Raw genomic sequence first — 12,412 nt, 5'->3', positions numbered from 1 at the left:
ATGAAGACGACCCATGAGATCCGCGACGACGTGCTTTCGGTGCTGACCGCGATCGCACCCGAAGTCGAGCCCGACGAGATCAGTGACGACGCGCTCCTGCGCGACCAGGTGGATCTGGACTCGATGGACTGGCTGAACTTCCTTCTCGGAATCCACAAGAGACTCGACGTGGACATCCCCGAGGCCGACTACCAACGGCTACGCACCCTCAATGACCTGGTGAATTACGTCGAGGCCAAAGCCGCGTCCTGATCGCGAACGCCACCGCGGATGCACTTACGGCGAATTCACAGCGGCATCGCTTGTTCGTGTGCGCGCTGAGGGGGAGACTCGGGGTGACCGGTGAATGACGCCTCCGTGCGCCGTCGCCCGGTCGCCTCGGAAGGTTTGATCACTAGTGAACACCGACCCGCCGCTGCTGCACGCGGCCCTCGAGATCGGATTCGACCTCGACTCCGACCTCGATGCCACCCTGCAACGCTTCGTCCGCGCGGCGATGGACATGACCCAGGCGCGGTTCGGCGCGATCGGGGTGTGGGATGCCGGCGGCATGCTCGCCTCGTTCGTCTACGACGGGATGGACGATGACGCCGTCGGGATGATCGGCCACCTGCCGGCGGGTAAGGGTCTGCTCGGACTGCTGCGCGAGCATCCTCAGGCCTTGCGTATCGCCGACCTCAGCGAGCACCCCGAGTCCGGGGGATTTCCGCAGCACCACCCGGACATGCGGGCGTTCCTCGGCGTGCCGATCGTCATCCGCGGAGAGCCGTACGGCGGTCTCTACGTCGCCGACGATCGTCCCGACCGCGCGTTCACCGAAGCCGACGAGACCACGGGGCGCGTGCTGGCGTCGATCGCGGCGGTCGCCATCGACAACGCGCGGCTGTTCGATCAGGTTCGCGAGGCCGCGCGCTGGACCAGGGCGAGCCGGGAGATCACCGCAGCGCTGCTCTCTGACCAGGATCCGAAGGTGCGGCCCCTGCACCTCATCGCGAGCCGCGCGCGCCACCTGGCCCTGGCCGAACAGGTGATCGTGCTGGTCCCGAACGACACAGAGCGGGACGTCGGGTCAGTGGACACGCTGGTGGTTTCCGCCGCCTCTGGCCGATACGCCGATGACGTTCTGGGACAACATATTCCGGTCGACGGATCGACGACCGGTGCAGTGTTCCGATCCGGGGAGCCCGTGATCACGGAGACGTTCAGACGTCCGATCCAGGCCTTCACCGAGCTCGGTGAGCGGTCTGTCATCGTCGTGCCGCTGCGTTCGGACGAAGACACCCTCGGAGTCATCGCAGTGGCGCGCGATGCGACGGCGCCTCGCTTCGACGAAAGTCATCTCGAGCTGGTACAGGATTTCGCCAATCACGCCACGATCGCCTTGACGATCGCGCGGGCCCGGCGGTCGAGCACCGAGCTGGCCATGCTCGCCGACCGGGAGCGGATCGCCAGTGACCTGCACGATCAGGTGATCCAGCGGGTGTTCGCCGTCGGCATGGACCTGCAAGGCGTCATCGCCCGGCTGCGCTCACCCGAGCTGGCCGGCCGGGTGAACCGCTCGGTCGACGAGTTGCAGGCCGTCATCAACGACATCCGGTCGACGATCTTCGACCTCGGGCATCCGCGGGAAGCGCACGGGGGATTCGCCAAGCGCATCCAGGACGCCGTCGCGCGTCTCACGGAGGACCGGGAGATCGGTGCGACGCTGATCATGTCGGGACCGATGAGCGTGGTCCCGGAGGCATTGTCCGATCACGCCGAGGCCGTCGTCGTCGAAGCGCTCAGCAACGCAGTGCGGCACTCCGGTGCGCACGCGGTCACGGTGGAGGTGGCCGTCGGCGACGACCTGCGTGTCGAGGTGACCGACGACGGGCGTGGGATACCGGCGGACAACCAGCGGCGCAGCGGGTTGGCCAACCTCGGCCGACGTGCCCACAGCGCCGGTGGAGACTTCGCGCTCACCTCTCCGCCGGAAGGCGGCACGTGCCTGACGTGGAGCGCCCCGCTCTCGGACCTCTGACAAACTCCGGACATGACGTCTCCGACGATGCGCGCATGGCGGGTCCGTACTCCCGGGCCGGTGCGCACCCGTCCGCTCGAACTCGTCAACGCCGATGTTCCCGAGGCCGCATCGGGCGAGCTGCTGATCGCCGTCCACGCGTGCGGGGTGTGCCGCACCGATCTGCACGTCGCCGAGGGGGACCTGCCCGTGCACCGGCCGCACGTCACCCCCGGCCACGAGGTGGTGGGCGAGGTCGTTGCGGTCGGTCCGGACACCGCCGAGGAGTTCAGGGCCGGCGACTGGGTCGGGGTGGCGTGGCTGCGGCACACCTGCGGGCGGTGCCGTTTCTGCCTGCGCGGGCAGGAGAACCTGTGTCCGGAGTCGCAGTACACCGGGTGGGACGCCGATGGCGGCTACGCCGAATTCGTCACCGCCCCGGCTGATTTCGTGCACCACCTGCCAGAGGGGTATTCCGACAGCGAGCTCGCGCCGCTGTTGTGCGCGGGCATCATCGGCTACCGCTCGCTGTTGCGGGCCGACCTGCCCGCCGGAGGCCGCCTCGGCATCTACGGCTTCGGCGGCAGCGCCCACATCACCGCGCAGGTGGCGCTGGCCCGGGGTGCCGAGGTGCACGTGATGACGCGTGGTGAGAGCGCCCGTGAACTGGCGCTGGCACTCGGGGCGGCATCCGCGCAGGGCGCGGCCGACCCTCCTCCCGTGAAGCTCGACTCGGCAATCCTTTTCGCGCCGGTCGGCGACCTGGTGCTGCCCGCCCTGGAGGCTCTCGATCGCGGCGGAACGCTGGCGATCGCCGGGATCCACCTCAGCGACATCCCGCCGCTGAACTACCAGGCTCATCTGTTCCAGGAACGGCAGGTCCGGTCGGTCACCTCGAACACCAGGGCCGACGCACGTGAGTTCCTGGAGTTCGCGGGGCGTCACCGCATCGAGGTGACCACCCCGGAGTACCGGCTGGACCAGGCCGACGTCGCGCTGGACGATCTGAGCTCGGGCCGTATCGCCGGGGCGGCGGTCCTGCTGGTTTAGCGGATCGCGCCGGGCGCTCTTCGTTGTGTACGGTCGACCCCTGTCGGGTATACCCACCTGGGTATCGAGGAAAGGGGTGCCGTGACCACCGCGCTTGCGCTTGCGCTTGGAGTCGTCATCGGCGTCCTGCTGGGATTCCTCGGTGGCGGCGGTTCGATCCTCGCCGTCCCCGCGCTGGTCTACGGTCTGGGCGTCCCCATCGACCAGGCCTATCTCGTGTTCGCCGTCGCCGGCTACGCCCTCGTCATCCGCTGATTCCCCAACGCAAGGAGGCACATCATGGACATTTCGATCATCGAGACCTCGGGTCTCGGCGACCGCAGTTACCTCGTCAGTCACGACGGCACGGCCGTCGTCGTCGACCCCCAGCGCGACATCGACCGGGTCCTCGGTCTCGCGGACGATCTCGCCGTGAGAATCACCCATGTGCTCGAGACTCATCTGCACAACGACTACGTCACCGGTGGTCTCGAACTGTCCGGGATCGTCGGCGCTGAGTACGTGGTGCCCGGCGGCGACGACGTCGACTACCCGCGCCGCGCCATCGCAGACGGTGACTGGATCGACGCCGGAGTGTTCCGGCTACAGGCGATGCACACCCCGGGCCACACCCACCACCACATGAGTTACGCCCTCCACGACTCCGCAGGCACGGTCGTCGGTGTGTTCACGGGCGGTTCGATGTTGCACGGCACCACCGGCCGCACCGATCTGCTTGGTGCCGATCACACCGACGATCTCACCCGCGCCCAGTACCACTCGGTGCGGCGGTTGGCTGCCGAACTGCCCGCCGACGCCGAGGTCTATCCGACCCACGGGTTCGGCAGCTTCTGTTCGGCGACACCGGCCAGCGGTGATGCCTCCACCATCGGCGACGAGCGGCGCACCAACCCGGCGCTGACGCAGGACGAACAGACCTATGTGGCCACGCTGCTCGCCGGGCTGTCCGCGTATCCCGCCTATTACGCGCACATGGGCGTGATCAATGCGCAGGGGCCGGCACCGGTGGATCTGTCGATGCCCGAACCGGCGGATCCCGACGAGCTGAGGCGGCGGATCGATGCCGGGGAATGGGTGGTCGACCTCCGGCACCGCCGGGCGTTCGCGGCCCGGCATGTCTGCGGCACACTGGGCTTCGAGCTGTCGGAGTCGTTCGTCACCTATCTGGGCTGGCTGCACAGGTGGGGTGCCCCGCTGACGCTCATCGGTGAGAGCGAAGACCAGATCGCGGACGCCAGAAGGGAACTCGTTCGGATCGGCGTCGATCGGATCGACGGCGCCGCGATCGGTGACCCGCGGGCGTGGAGTGGGAGTGAGGTGCGCTCCTACGGCGTCGCCACCTTCGAGGACCTGGCCGAGTCCCTGCAGGCCGACGAGATCGCGATCCTCGACGTCCGGCAGAGCGGCGAGTTCGCCGACGGTCACCTCCCCGGTGCGCTCAACATCCCGTTGCACGAACTCATCGAGCGCATCGACGAGGTGCCGCGCGCGCACGTGTGGGTGCATTGCGCCTCGGGGTACCGATCGTCGATCGCGGCGTCCATCGTCGATCGCTGCGGTGACCGTGCGGTCACCCTCGTCGACGACAGCTACGAGAACGCCGAGAAGCTCGGGCTGACGACCTAGAGCGCGTCGATCGCCGCCCGCAGCTTGGCGGCCACCTCGTCGGCGACGGGCCGCAATTCGGCCTCACCGCTGACGTCGACGAGCACCTGCGGATCCATCGCCTCGACGAGCACGTCGCCTTCGGTGCCGGCATCTGCGCGCACGACGACGTTGCACGGCAACAGCAGCCCGATCTGCCGGTCGACCTCGACGGCCCGGTGGGCCAGCGGCGGATTGCATGCACCGAGGATCACGTACTGCTCCATGTCCTCACCGAGTTTGGCTTTCAGCGTCGCCTGCATGTCGATCTCGGTCAGCACGCCGAAGCCCTGTTCTGCGAGGGCCTCTCGGGTGCGGGCGAGCGCGTCATCGAACGAGGTGTGCAACACCGTCGACAGTGCGAATCCCATGTCGCGTCCTTCCGTTGGGTGTCAGTCGATCCTAGGTCCCGGTCGCTGCCGTGACGGCGGGTCGGGCCAATCGCCGCAACGGGCACCGCGGATAGCGGCTGCAGGCGAAGGTCAGCCCCGCGGCGAGTGCGGTCATGCCGGCCGCAGCGCCGCCGACCGTGGGGTGGACCTCCTGCCAGAGGATGACCGACGACATCGTCAACACGAACCAGCCGAACGCCTTGCGTAAAGCGTCGGGGTTGACGACGGCTGTCAACCGGGCGCCGATCAGGCCGCCGATCAGCGCAGCCGCGGTGACCGCGCCGGCCAGCGCCCAGTCGATCTGCACGCTGGACAGGTAACCGGCCAGTCCGGCAAACGATTTCATCGCGATGACCACCAGTGACGTGCCGACGGCCAGCGGCATGGGCAGCCCACCGAGCAGTGCGAGCGCAGGCACGACGAGGAAGCCGCCGCCGGCGCCGACCAGTCCGGTGACCAGACCGACGACGAGGCCCTCGGCAACGACCTTGCCGACGGGGATCGCGCGGGGCGCGGCGCCGGCATCGATATCTCTGCGGCCGCGCAGCATGGCCAACGCGGTGGCGATCATGATCACCGCGAAACCGATCAACAGCACGGTGCCGGGGATGAATCGGGCCAGCACACCGCCGGCGTACGCGCCGGCCATGCCGGCTGCGCCGAAGATCAGGGCGGTGCGCCACTTGGACGCGCCCCGCGCATGCCCGCCACGTAGGCCAGCAGCGGCACCGTGAGAATGGAGCCACCGCCGCCGAGCAGGCCAAGGGTGACGCCGACGAGTACGGCGAGCGCGATCGTCAAACCGATCATTTCGCGCTCGCCAATTGCGAGACCACGGTCTGCGCATCACATTTCGCCCCACGGTTGTACGGAAGCCTGGCGAGCAGCATGCCCATGGCGCAGGTGTTGCTCACATCTGCGAACGTCAGACCCGCCCCGATCGCGAACGCCACCCACTGCGCGCCGGGCACGACGAGACTGCCCAGCACGCTGAGGGCGACGATGAGCCCGGCGACCAGCCGCACCTGGCGTTCGAGGTCCCACTTCTGCGCACCGCGGTTCACCGCGAAGCCACCGGCCTGCCAGGCGGTGATGCCGCCGTTGAGAATGTGCACGTTCGGCAGGCCGGCCCGGCGCAGCGTCTCCTCGGCCTGCGCGGCGCGCTGCCCCGACCGGCACACCAGCACCACGTCGTCGTCGACGTGCGAGAGGATCTCGTCCCGGTGCTCCCGCAGCAAACTACATCGAGTGCCTGTCGCACGCGTCGTAACTGATCGGCGACCACACGACCGGACGCGCGATCGTGGTGGACCCGCGCCGCGACATCACCGAGTATCTGGCCGACGCCCGCAGATACGGGCTGCGCATCGAAGGGTCATCAACACGCACTTCCACGCCGATTTCGTGTCAGGCCATCTGGAACTCGTCGATGCGACCGGGGCGTGGATCGGCTTCGGGGAGGCTGCGCAGACGGACTACCCGATCCGCTGCCTGGCCGACGGGGAGCACATCAGCCTCGGCGAGGTGGACCTGGAGATGCTCTCCACTCCCGGTCACACCTGGGAATCGATCAGTGTGCTGGTGCGCGAGCGTCCCGATGCCGAGCCGACAGCGGTGCTCACCGGTGATTCGCTGTTCATCGGCGACGTCGGCCGGCCGGACCTGGTCAACATCGGCGACAGCTCCACCGGCGACCTGGCGCGGGCGATCTACCGCACCGTCCACGACTCCGCAATCCCGCGGAGGTGGCGTCCGGCAGCATCCCGGGCGCGATCCACCTGCCGTTGGCGCAACTGCGTGTCCGGCTGGGCCGGCTCCCCGCCGGCCGGCCGATCGTCGTGCACTGCGCGGGCGGTGGCGCTCCAGCGTCGCGGCCTCACTGCTGCGCGCCGAGGGTTTCGACGACGTGTCGGACCTCGAGGGCGGCTACCACGCGTGGGCCGATGGCCATGTCCCTGCCTGATCGTGCCCGCATGATCTGAGGTGATGGCCTTCCGCGATGACCAACGGCCCTAAAACCGTCCGCGCCGGAGTCCTAGCGTTGAGTGCCATGGACCACGGGATCCTCGTCGGGCTCGACGGGTCACAGGAGTCGAGCACCGCGGTGTGCTGGGCCGCCGACGAGGCCCGTCGGCACGGCGTGCCCCTCACCCTGATGACCGTGGTGACACCTGCGGTCGTCACCTGGCCCATGCGCCCGCTTCAGGAAACCGTTGCGGAGTGCGAGCGGGAGAACGCCGAGGACACCCTGGCGCATGCCCGAGCGCTGGTGTCGGCCGACTCCGATGCCGCCGGCGTTCCGGACATCCGCACCGAAGTCCGCTACGACACAGCCCTGTCGACCCTCGTCGCGGCATCCCGGGACGCATGGATGGTGGTGGTCGGCAGCCGGGGCCGCGGCGCGCTGGGCCGGCTGCTCATGGGTTCGGTCAGCACAGGTCTGCTACACCACGCGCACTGTCCGGTGACCGTGGTGAACAGTCGGTACGGGCGGCTGCCCGCCCCGGCGTCGCCGGTCGTGGTCGGCATCGACGGCTCGCCCGCCTCGGAAGCGGCCACGGCGCTGGCCTTCGACGAGGCGGCCGTGCGCGGCGTGGATCTCGTTGCGGTCCATGCCTGGTCGGATATCGCGGCGCTGCCGTACGAGAGTGCCCAGTGGACCTCGTACGAGGAGTCGGCCGCCGAGGTCCTCGCCGAACGTCTCGCCGGTTGGCAGGAACGCTATCCCGATGTCCGGGTGCGTCGCCGGCTCGAATACGACGCGCCCGCAAGGTGGTTGATCGTGGAGTCGCAGCGCGCGCAACTGGTGGTCGTCGGTAGCCACGGCCGCGGAGGGTTCGCCGGCATGCTGCTGGGATCGGTGAGTTCGACGGTGGCGCAGTCGGTCGACGTTCCGGTGACGGTGGTACGTCCGTAACACGCTGCAGGGGGATCTCGGTGCCGTTGTGCCACGCCGGCATGTGACCAACGCCTCCTGTGGTGGTTCGTCGGCGCGGATAGCGTCGCCAGCATGGAACCCGCTGCGCCGCTGCGAGCCGCTCTAGGCCCGTTGGCCAGGACGGGCGGCTATTACGCGCGCTCGTGGCGGGACTACCTGGGATCTGCGCCGAATCAGATGCCGATTGCCCGGCCGACGCTCGCCCTGGCTGCCGAAGCGCTGCGCGACGAGGTGGTGCTTCTCGGTCTGCGGGCCCGCCGCCCACTGAGCGATCCGGCGGCCTTCGCGCGCATAGATGCAGAAGTCTCTGCGGCTCTCGACTTTTACGATGGTCACGGCTTGCTCGATGATCCCCGCCGCTTCTTCACCGCGCCGCGCCGGCTCATCGACTTCGAGGTCCATCCGGTGCAGCGCGGCAACCGCTCGTACGAACGGTTGCGCTGGGTCAGCGCCTACCGGCCGCGACCGGGTGAGCCCGGTACCGCCCGGTGGCTGGGTTATCGGGCCACCGCACAAGGTTACGGTCTGATGCTGCGACACCAGGCGCCACGGCCATGGCTGGTGTGCATCCACGGCACCGAGATGGGGCGCGCTGCGCTCGATCTCGCGCTGTTCCGGGCCTGGCAGTTGCACGAGCAACTCGGGCTCAACGTCGTTCTTCCGGTGCTGCCCATGCACGGACCCCGCTCGAAATGCTTGCCGAAGGGCGCGGTGTTCCCTGGGGAGGACGTACTCGACAACATCCACGCCACCGCACAGGCGGTGTGGGACGTCCGTGCGGTGCTGGGCTGGATCCGGCGCCGACAGCCGGGGGCGGCGATCGGGCTGTACGGATTGTCTCTGGGCGGCTTCGTCGCCGCGCTCGTCGCGGGGCTCGACGACCGCCTCGCGTGCGCCATCCTCGGCGTGCCCGTGGCCGACCTGATCGAGCTGCTGGGCCGGCATTCCGGTCTGCGCCAAAACGATCCGCGGCTCGACACGATCGCGCTGGCGGCCCCTCTCGGCCGGATGATCTCGCCGCTGTCGCTGCCGCCGCGAGTGCCGATGGCAGGTCGCTTCATCTACGCCGGGCTGGCCGATCAAGTGGTGCACCCGCGGGAGCAGGTGCACCGGCTCTGGGAACACTGGGGTGGACCCGATATCGAGTGGTACCGCGGCGGCCACGCCGGCTTCTTCCAGTCGCGCCCCGTGCAGCGCTTCGTGAACGCCGCCCTCCTGCAATCGGGATTGGCGGCGTCGAGTGGCGCCCCGGCCCCAGACAGCGCGATCGGCTGAACGATGGCCTCGCAGGTGACTGGATCGCTCACACGCGGGAACTCGGCAGCCGCGGGCATGGATCACCGGCAGCACTCCTTGCGTCAACTGACGTGGCTCTGCCTCGCCGTCTTCAGCGTCGTGTTCCTCGCCGTGTCGGCGGCGTCGATCACCGGGCGGGCCACCGTCGCACGAGCCGTCGACGAGTTGCGTGGCCGCGTCGTGCCGGTGCAAAACGATGTGGAGGCGCTGCGCCGCGCCTTCGCCGACCAGGAGACAGGGCAGCGCGGCTTCATGCTGACCGGCAATCCTGCGTCGTTGGAACCCTACGACGCCGGCGGCACCGCCGCCGTCCGGCTGATGGCCACGCTCGGTGACGACCTGGCGCACGAGGAACGGGCGCGCACGCTCCTGGACGGTGTGGCCGCCGCGGCGGACACCTGGCGGTCGGTGGCCGCAGAGCCGCAGATCGCGGCACGGCGGGCCGGTTCGATAGCGCCTGCCGAGCAAGCTGCAATGGAACTGCGGGGGAAGGAGCTGTTCGACGATCTGCGCGGGCACCTCCGCGCGCTGGCCGGTTACTCCAGTGAGATGGCGACGGCTCAGCTGCAACGCATCGAATCGGCGCAGCGGCTGGCCAACCTGATCCAGGGTATCGGCGTGGTGGTGTTGGCGGTGCTGGTCATCGGTGCCCTGGTCGCCGTGCAGCGCCGCCTCAGCCGGCCGGTCGAGGACCTCCTGGTAGAGGTGAAGGCCGTCGCCGACGGCGATTACGACCAGCCCATCCATCCCACGGGGCCCCGCGAGACCGCCGAACTGGCCCGGGCCGTGGAACAGATGAGGCTGAGCCTGCGCGCCAGTACAGACCGGCTCGTCGACAGCGAACTGCGCGATGAACAGGCCCGCATCGCTGCCGACCTGCACGACCGGGTGATCCAGCGCGTCTTCGGGCTCGGGCTCGGCCTCACCTCGGCGGCCGCCCGACGCAATCCCGACCTCGAGGGTTTCATCGACGAGACCGATGCGATCATCCGTGACCTGCGCGAGGTGGTGTTCAACCTGCACCAGACGATCTCGGCGCCGGTGCGTTCCACCCGGATGCGCTCGGCGATCATCGACGTCGTCGAGGGCAGCGTGGCGGCGCTCGGCTTCACCCCCGCATTGCAGTTCGAAGGTCCGATCGACGACGCGAACATCCGCCCGCAGGCGCACGCCGCCGCGCTGGCCGTCGTCCGTGAGGCGCTGAGCAACGTCGCGCGCCATGCCCAGGCCACCGCCGCGTGGGTCACCGTCGCGGTGACCTCTTCAGATTTGCGGATCACCGTATGGGACAACGGAATCGGCGTGTCCGATGGCGACGTGATGGGCAACGGCAGGCGCAACATCAGGACCCGCGCGGAGGCGCTGGGCGGCAGCGCGACGATCGCAAACCTCAGTCCCGGACCCGGTGCCGTCGTCGAGTGGGTGGTTCCGCTGAATGCCGACTGACTCGCTCTCAACCGTCGTTGTCGGCGAGTAGCTGATGCAGGGCGTCCGACGTGGTTCGCGCCGCCGAGGCGAACGGCTCGAGCACGATGTCGACCCCGGCGGCACGGAGTCGCTCGGCATCGCGGCCAGTGTGTGCGGTCATCGCGACGGTGCCGACGAAGCCGTGGTGCCGCAGGCCGTGCAGCAGAGCCAAATTGGTGCGCAGCGTAGGAATGGCGCTGATGACGTACTTCGCCTGATCGAGCGGTAACGCGTCGAGCAGACCGATGTCCTCGGCGCTTCCGAAGGTTGCGGTGACGCCACGGTCCCGGTGCGCCGCGACGCCGTGCGGATCGAAGTCGATGCCGAGGACGCGGTGACCGGCGCTGCTGAGCCGCTCGGCGAGGTGGCTTCCGAACCGGCCGAGCCCGAACAGGATCACGTCGACGTCAACGCCGGCGGCGGTGGGCTGCGCGCGCGCGAGGTGCCGTCGTTCGAGAACGGACAGCCATCGCTGCGCGCGGTCATAGATCTGGCGGTCGTAGGTGGTCATGTAGGTCGAGGCGGCGATCGTGACGAGCCCGACCACGGTGATCAGGCTGACCGTGGTGTTGTCGATGTGTCCCAGACTCAGCCCCAGCGCCACGAGGATCAGCGAGAACTCCGAGATCTGCGCGGCGGGCACGCCCACCGAGAAGCCGACCCGCACCGGATAACGCAATGCCGCCATGATCGCGATGATGATCAGCGGCTTGACGGCCAGCACGAAAACGGTGAGCACTGCCGCCGGCGCCAGTTGTCGGGTCGCATCGGTGAAGTCCAGCCCCGCCCCCAACGTGATGAAGAAGAACAAGAGCAGGAAATCGCGCAGACTCAACAGTCGGGCGCCCAGTGCGTCACGGAAAGGGGTACTGGCCAGCGAGACTCCTGCGAGGAAGGCGCCGACCTCGGCGTTGAAGCCGAGCCACTCACTGGCAGCGGCCACCGATACCGCGTACGACACCCCGAAGAGCACCAGCAGTTCCTGGGAGCGAGCAATCTGCGGCATCAGCCGCGGGAGCAGAAAGCGCATCAGCAGCCAGAGAGCGACGAGCAGTACGACACCCTTGCCGACAACGGCCGCGATACCGGACCCAACGCTGCCGGCCCGTTCCTGTCCGAAAGCCGTCAGGCCGATCATCACCACCACGACGACCATGTCCTGCACGATCAACAGTCCCAGTGCGATCCGTCCGTGCAACTGTTCGAGCTCACGTTTGTCGGACAGCAACTTGACGATGATGATCGTCGACGAAAATGCAAGGGCAACAGCCACATACAGTGCCGTCACGGTGTCCATGCCGAGGGCGAGTGCTATCAGGTAGCCGAGCACTGCCGTGACGATGACCTGACCCAGCCCGGTCGCAACGGCCACCGGGCCCGTGCTGCGGATCATGTGCAGATCGAGGCGCAGACCGACGAGGAACAGCAGAATCGCCAAGCCCAGCTCGGAGAGAAGCTCCAGCGTGTCGGCGGTGGACACCCACCCCAGACCGACCGGGCCCACGCCGACACCGACCAGGATGAAGGCGACGATCAGAGGTTGACGGAGCTTGATCGCGGCGAGCCCGGCAACCGTCGCGATCACCAGGATGACCGCCAGGGTGGGGAACGGGTGCAGGTCCATGG

The 12,412-nt window shown here is 68.6% G+C and carries 11 protein-coding genes and 3 pseudogenes; 10 read left to right on the top strand and 4 right to left on the bottom strand.

Annotated elements, in window-relative coordinates; genetic code table 11:
• The 5 genes from G6N45_RS26365 to G6N45_RS26345 all read left to right on the top strand — a co-directional run bounded on the left by G6N45_RS26365 (position 1) and on the right by G6N45_RS26345 (position 4,675).
• A complete protein-coding gene (locus tag G6N45_RS26365) occupies positions 1–252 on the top strand; it encodes an acyl carrier protein (protein ID WP_057151086.1) in 252 nt (83 codons plus the stop codon).
• A 145-nt stretch (positions 253–397) separates the two neighbouring features.
• Positions 398–2,020, top strand: coding sequence for a GAF domain-containing sensor histidine kinase (locus G6N45_RS26360; protein ID WP_246228804.1), 1,623 nt, complete (start codon positions 398–400; stop codon positions 2,018–2,020).
• Positions 2,021–2,032: 12 nt separating this feature from the next.
• Positions 2,033–3,049 carry a zinc-binding alcohol dehydrogenase family protein gene (locus G6N45_RS26355; RefSeq protein WP_163726908.1) on the top strand — a complete coding sequence of 339 codons (1,017 nt, stop codon included), beginning with the start codon at positions 2,033–2,035 and terminating at the stop codon, positions 3,047–3,049.
• Positions 3,050–3,130: 81 nt separating this feature from the next.
• Positions 3,131–3,304 carry a hypothetical protein gene (locus G6N45_RS26350; RefSeq protein ID WP_264059933.1) on the top strand — a complete coding sequence of 58 codons (174 nt, stop codon included), beginning with the start codon at positions 3,131–3,133 and terminating at the stop codon, positions 3,302–3,304.
• A 24-nt stretch (positions 3,305–3,328) separates the two neighbouring features.
• On the top strand, positions 3,329–4,675 hold the full coding sequence (locus G6N45_RS26345; RefSeq protein WP_163726904.1) for an MBL fold metallo-hydrolase: 1,347 nt from the start codon (positions 3,329–3,331) through the stop codon (positions 4,673–4,675).
• Here the strand turns inward: G6N45_RS26345 and G6N45_RS26340 are convergent.
• From G6N45_RS26340 to G6N45_RS26330, 3 genes and pseudogenes are all read right to left on the bottom strand, one after another.
• Positions 4,672–5,064 (bottom strand): DUF302 domain-containing protein, encoded by a 393-nt coding sequence (locus tag G6N45_RS26340; protein WP_163726901.1) that lies wholly within the window; start codon positions 5,062–5,064, stop codon positions 4,672–4,674. The two genes, G6N45_RS26345 and G6N45_RS26340, sit on opposite strands and share 4 nt — an antisense overlap.
• A gap of 31 nt (positions 5,065–5,095) precedes the next feature.
• A pseudogene (locus tag G6N45_RS26335) lies at positions 5,096–5,895 on the bottom strand (sulfite exporter TauE/SafE family protein).
• Positions 5,892–6,323, bottom strand: a pseudogene (locus G6N45_RS26330) (rhodanese-like domain-containing protein); the annotation flags it as partial. The pseudogenes G6N45_RS26335 and G6N45_RS26330, both read right to left, overlap by 4 nt.
• A gap of 32 nt (positions 6,324–6,355) precedes the next feature.
• Here G6N45_RS26330 and G6N45_RS26325 point away from each other — a divergent pair.
• From G6N45_RS26325 to G6N45_RS26310, 5 genes and pseudogenes are all read left to right on the top strand, one after another.
• Positions 6,356–6,822 (top strand): annotated as a pseudogene (locus G6N45_RS26325) (MBL fold metallo-hydrolase); the annotation flags it as partial.
• An 8-nt stretch (positions 6,823–6,830) separates the two neighbouring features.
• Complete coding sequence (locus G6N45_RS28445) at positions 6,831–7,067, top strand: rhodanese-like domain-containing protein (protein ID WP_407664256.1); 237 nt, start codon at positions 6,831–6,833, stop codon at positions 7,065–7,067.
• Between the two features lie 68 nt (positions 7,068–7,135).
• Complete coding sequence (locus G6N45_RS26320) at positions 7,136–8,002, top strand: universal stress protein (protein ID WP_163726895.1); 867 nt, start codon at positions 7,136–7,138, stop codon at positions 8,000–8,002.
• Positions 8,003–8,095: 93 nt separating this feature from the next.
• Positions 8,096–9,298, top strand: coding sequence for an alpha/beta hydrolase family protein (locus G6N45_RS26315; RefSeq protein ID WP_163726891.1), 1,203 nt, complete (start codon positions 8,096–8,098; stop codon positions 9,296–9,298).
• A 57-nt stretch (positions 9,299–9,355) separates the two neighbouring features.
• A complete protein-coding gene (locus tag G6N45_RS26310) occupies positions 9,356–10,765 on the top strand; it encodes a sensor histidine kinase (RefSeq protein WP_163726888.1) in 1,410 nt (469 codons plus the stop codon).
• Positions 10,766–10,772: 7 nt separating this feature from the next.
• Here the strand turns inward: G6N45_RS26310 and G6N45_RS26305 are convergent, their stop codons facing one another.
• Positions 10,773–12,410, bottom strand: coding sequence for a cation:proton antiporter (locus tag G6N45_RS26305; RefSeq protein ID WP_163726885.1), 1,638 nt, complete (start codon positions 12,408–12,410; stop codon positions 10,773–10,775).
• Positions 12,411–12,412 lie beyond the last annotated feature (2 nt).

The organism is Mycolicibacterium psychrotolerans (assembly GCF_010729305.1).
Classification (GTDB): domain Bacteria; phylum Actinomycetota; class Actinomycetes; order Mycobacteriales; family Mycobacteriaceae; genus Mycobacterium; species Mycobacterium psychrotolerans.
Note: the sequence above shows the minus strand (reverse complement) of the source record. Positions and strands in the feature narration are given on the sequence as shown.

Bases quoted from the DNA above. Each gene is read 5' to 3' on its own strand.
- G6N45_RS26345 (WP_163726904.1), top strand. From the start codon at position 3,329: ATGGACATTTCGATCATCGAGACCTCGGGTCTCGGCGACCGCAGTTAC.
- G6N45_RS26310 (WP_163726888.1), top strand. From the start codon at position 9,356: ATGGATCACCGGCAGCACTCCTTGCGTCAACTGACGTGGCTCTGCCTC.
- G6N45_RS26305 (WP_163726885.1), bottom strand. From the start codon at position 12,410: ATGGACCTGCACCCGTTCCCCACCCTGGCGGTCATCCTGGTGATCGCG.
- G6N45_RS26320 (WP_163726895.1), top strand. From the start codon at position 7,136: ATGGACCACGGGATCCTCGTCGGGCTCGACGGGTCACAGGAGTCGAGC.
- G6N45_RS26315 (WP_163726891.1), top strand. From the start codon at position 8,096: ATGGAACCCGCTGCGCCGCTGCGAGCCGCTCTAGGCCCGTTGGCCAGG.
- G6N45_RS26365 (WP_057151086.1), top strand. From the start codon at position 1: ATGAAGACGACCCATGAGATCCGCGACGACGTGCTTTCGGTGCTGACC.
- G6N45_RS26355 (WP_163726908.1), top strand. From the start codon at position 2,033: ATGACGTCTCCGACGATGCGCGCATGGCGGGTCCGTACTCCCGGGCCG.
- G6N45_RS26340 (WP_163726901.1), bottom strand. From the start codon at position 5,064: ATGGGATTCGCACTGTCGACGGTGTTGCACACCTCGTTCGATGACGCG.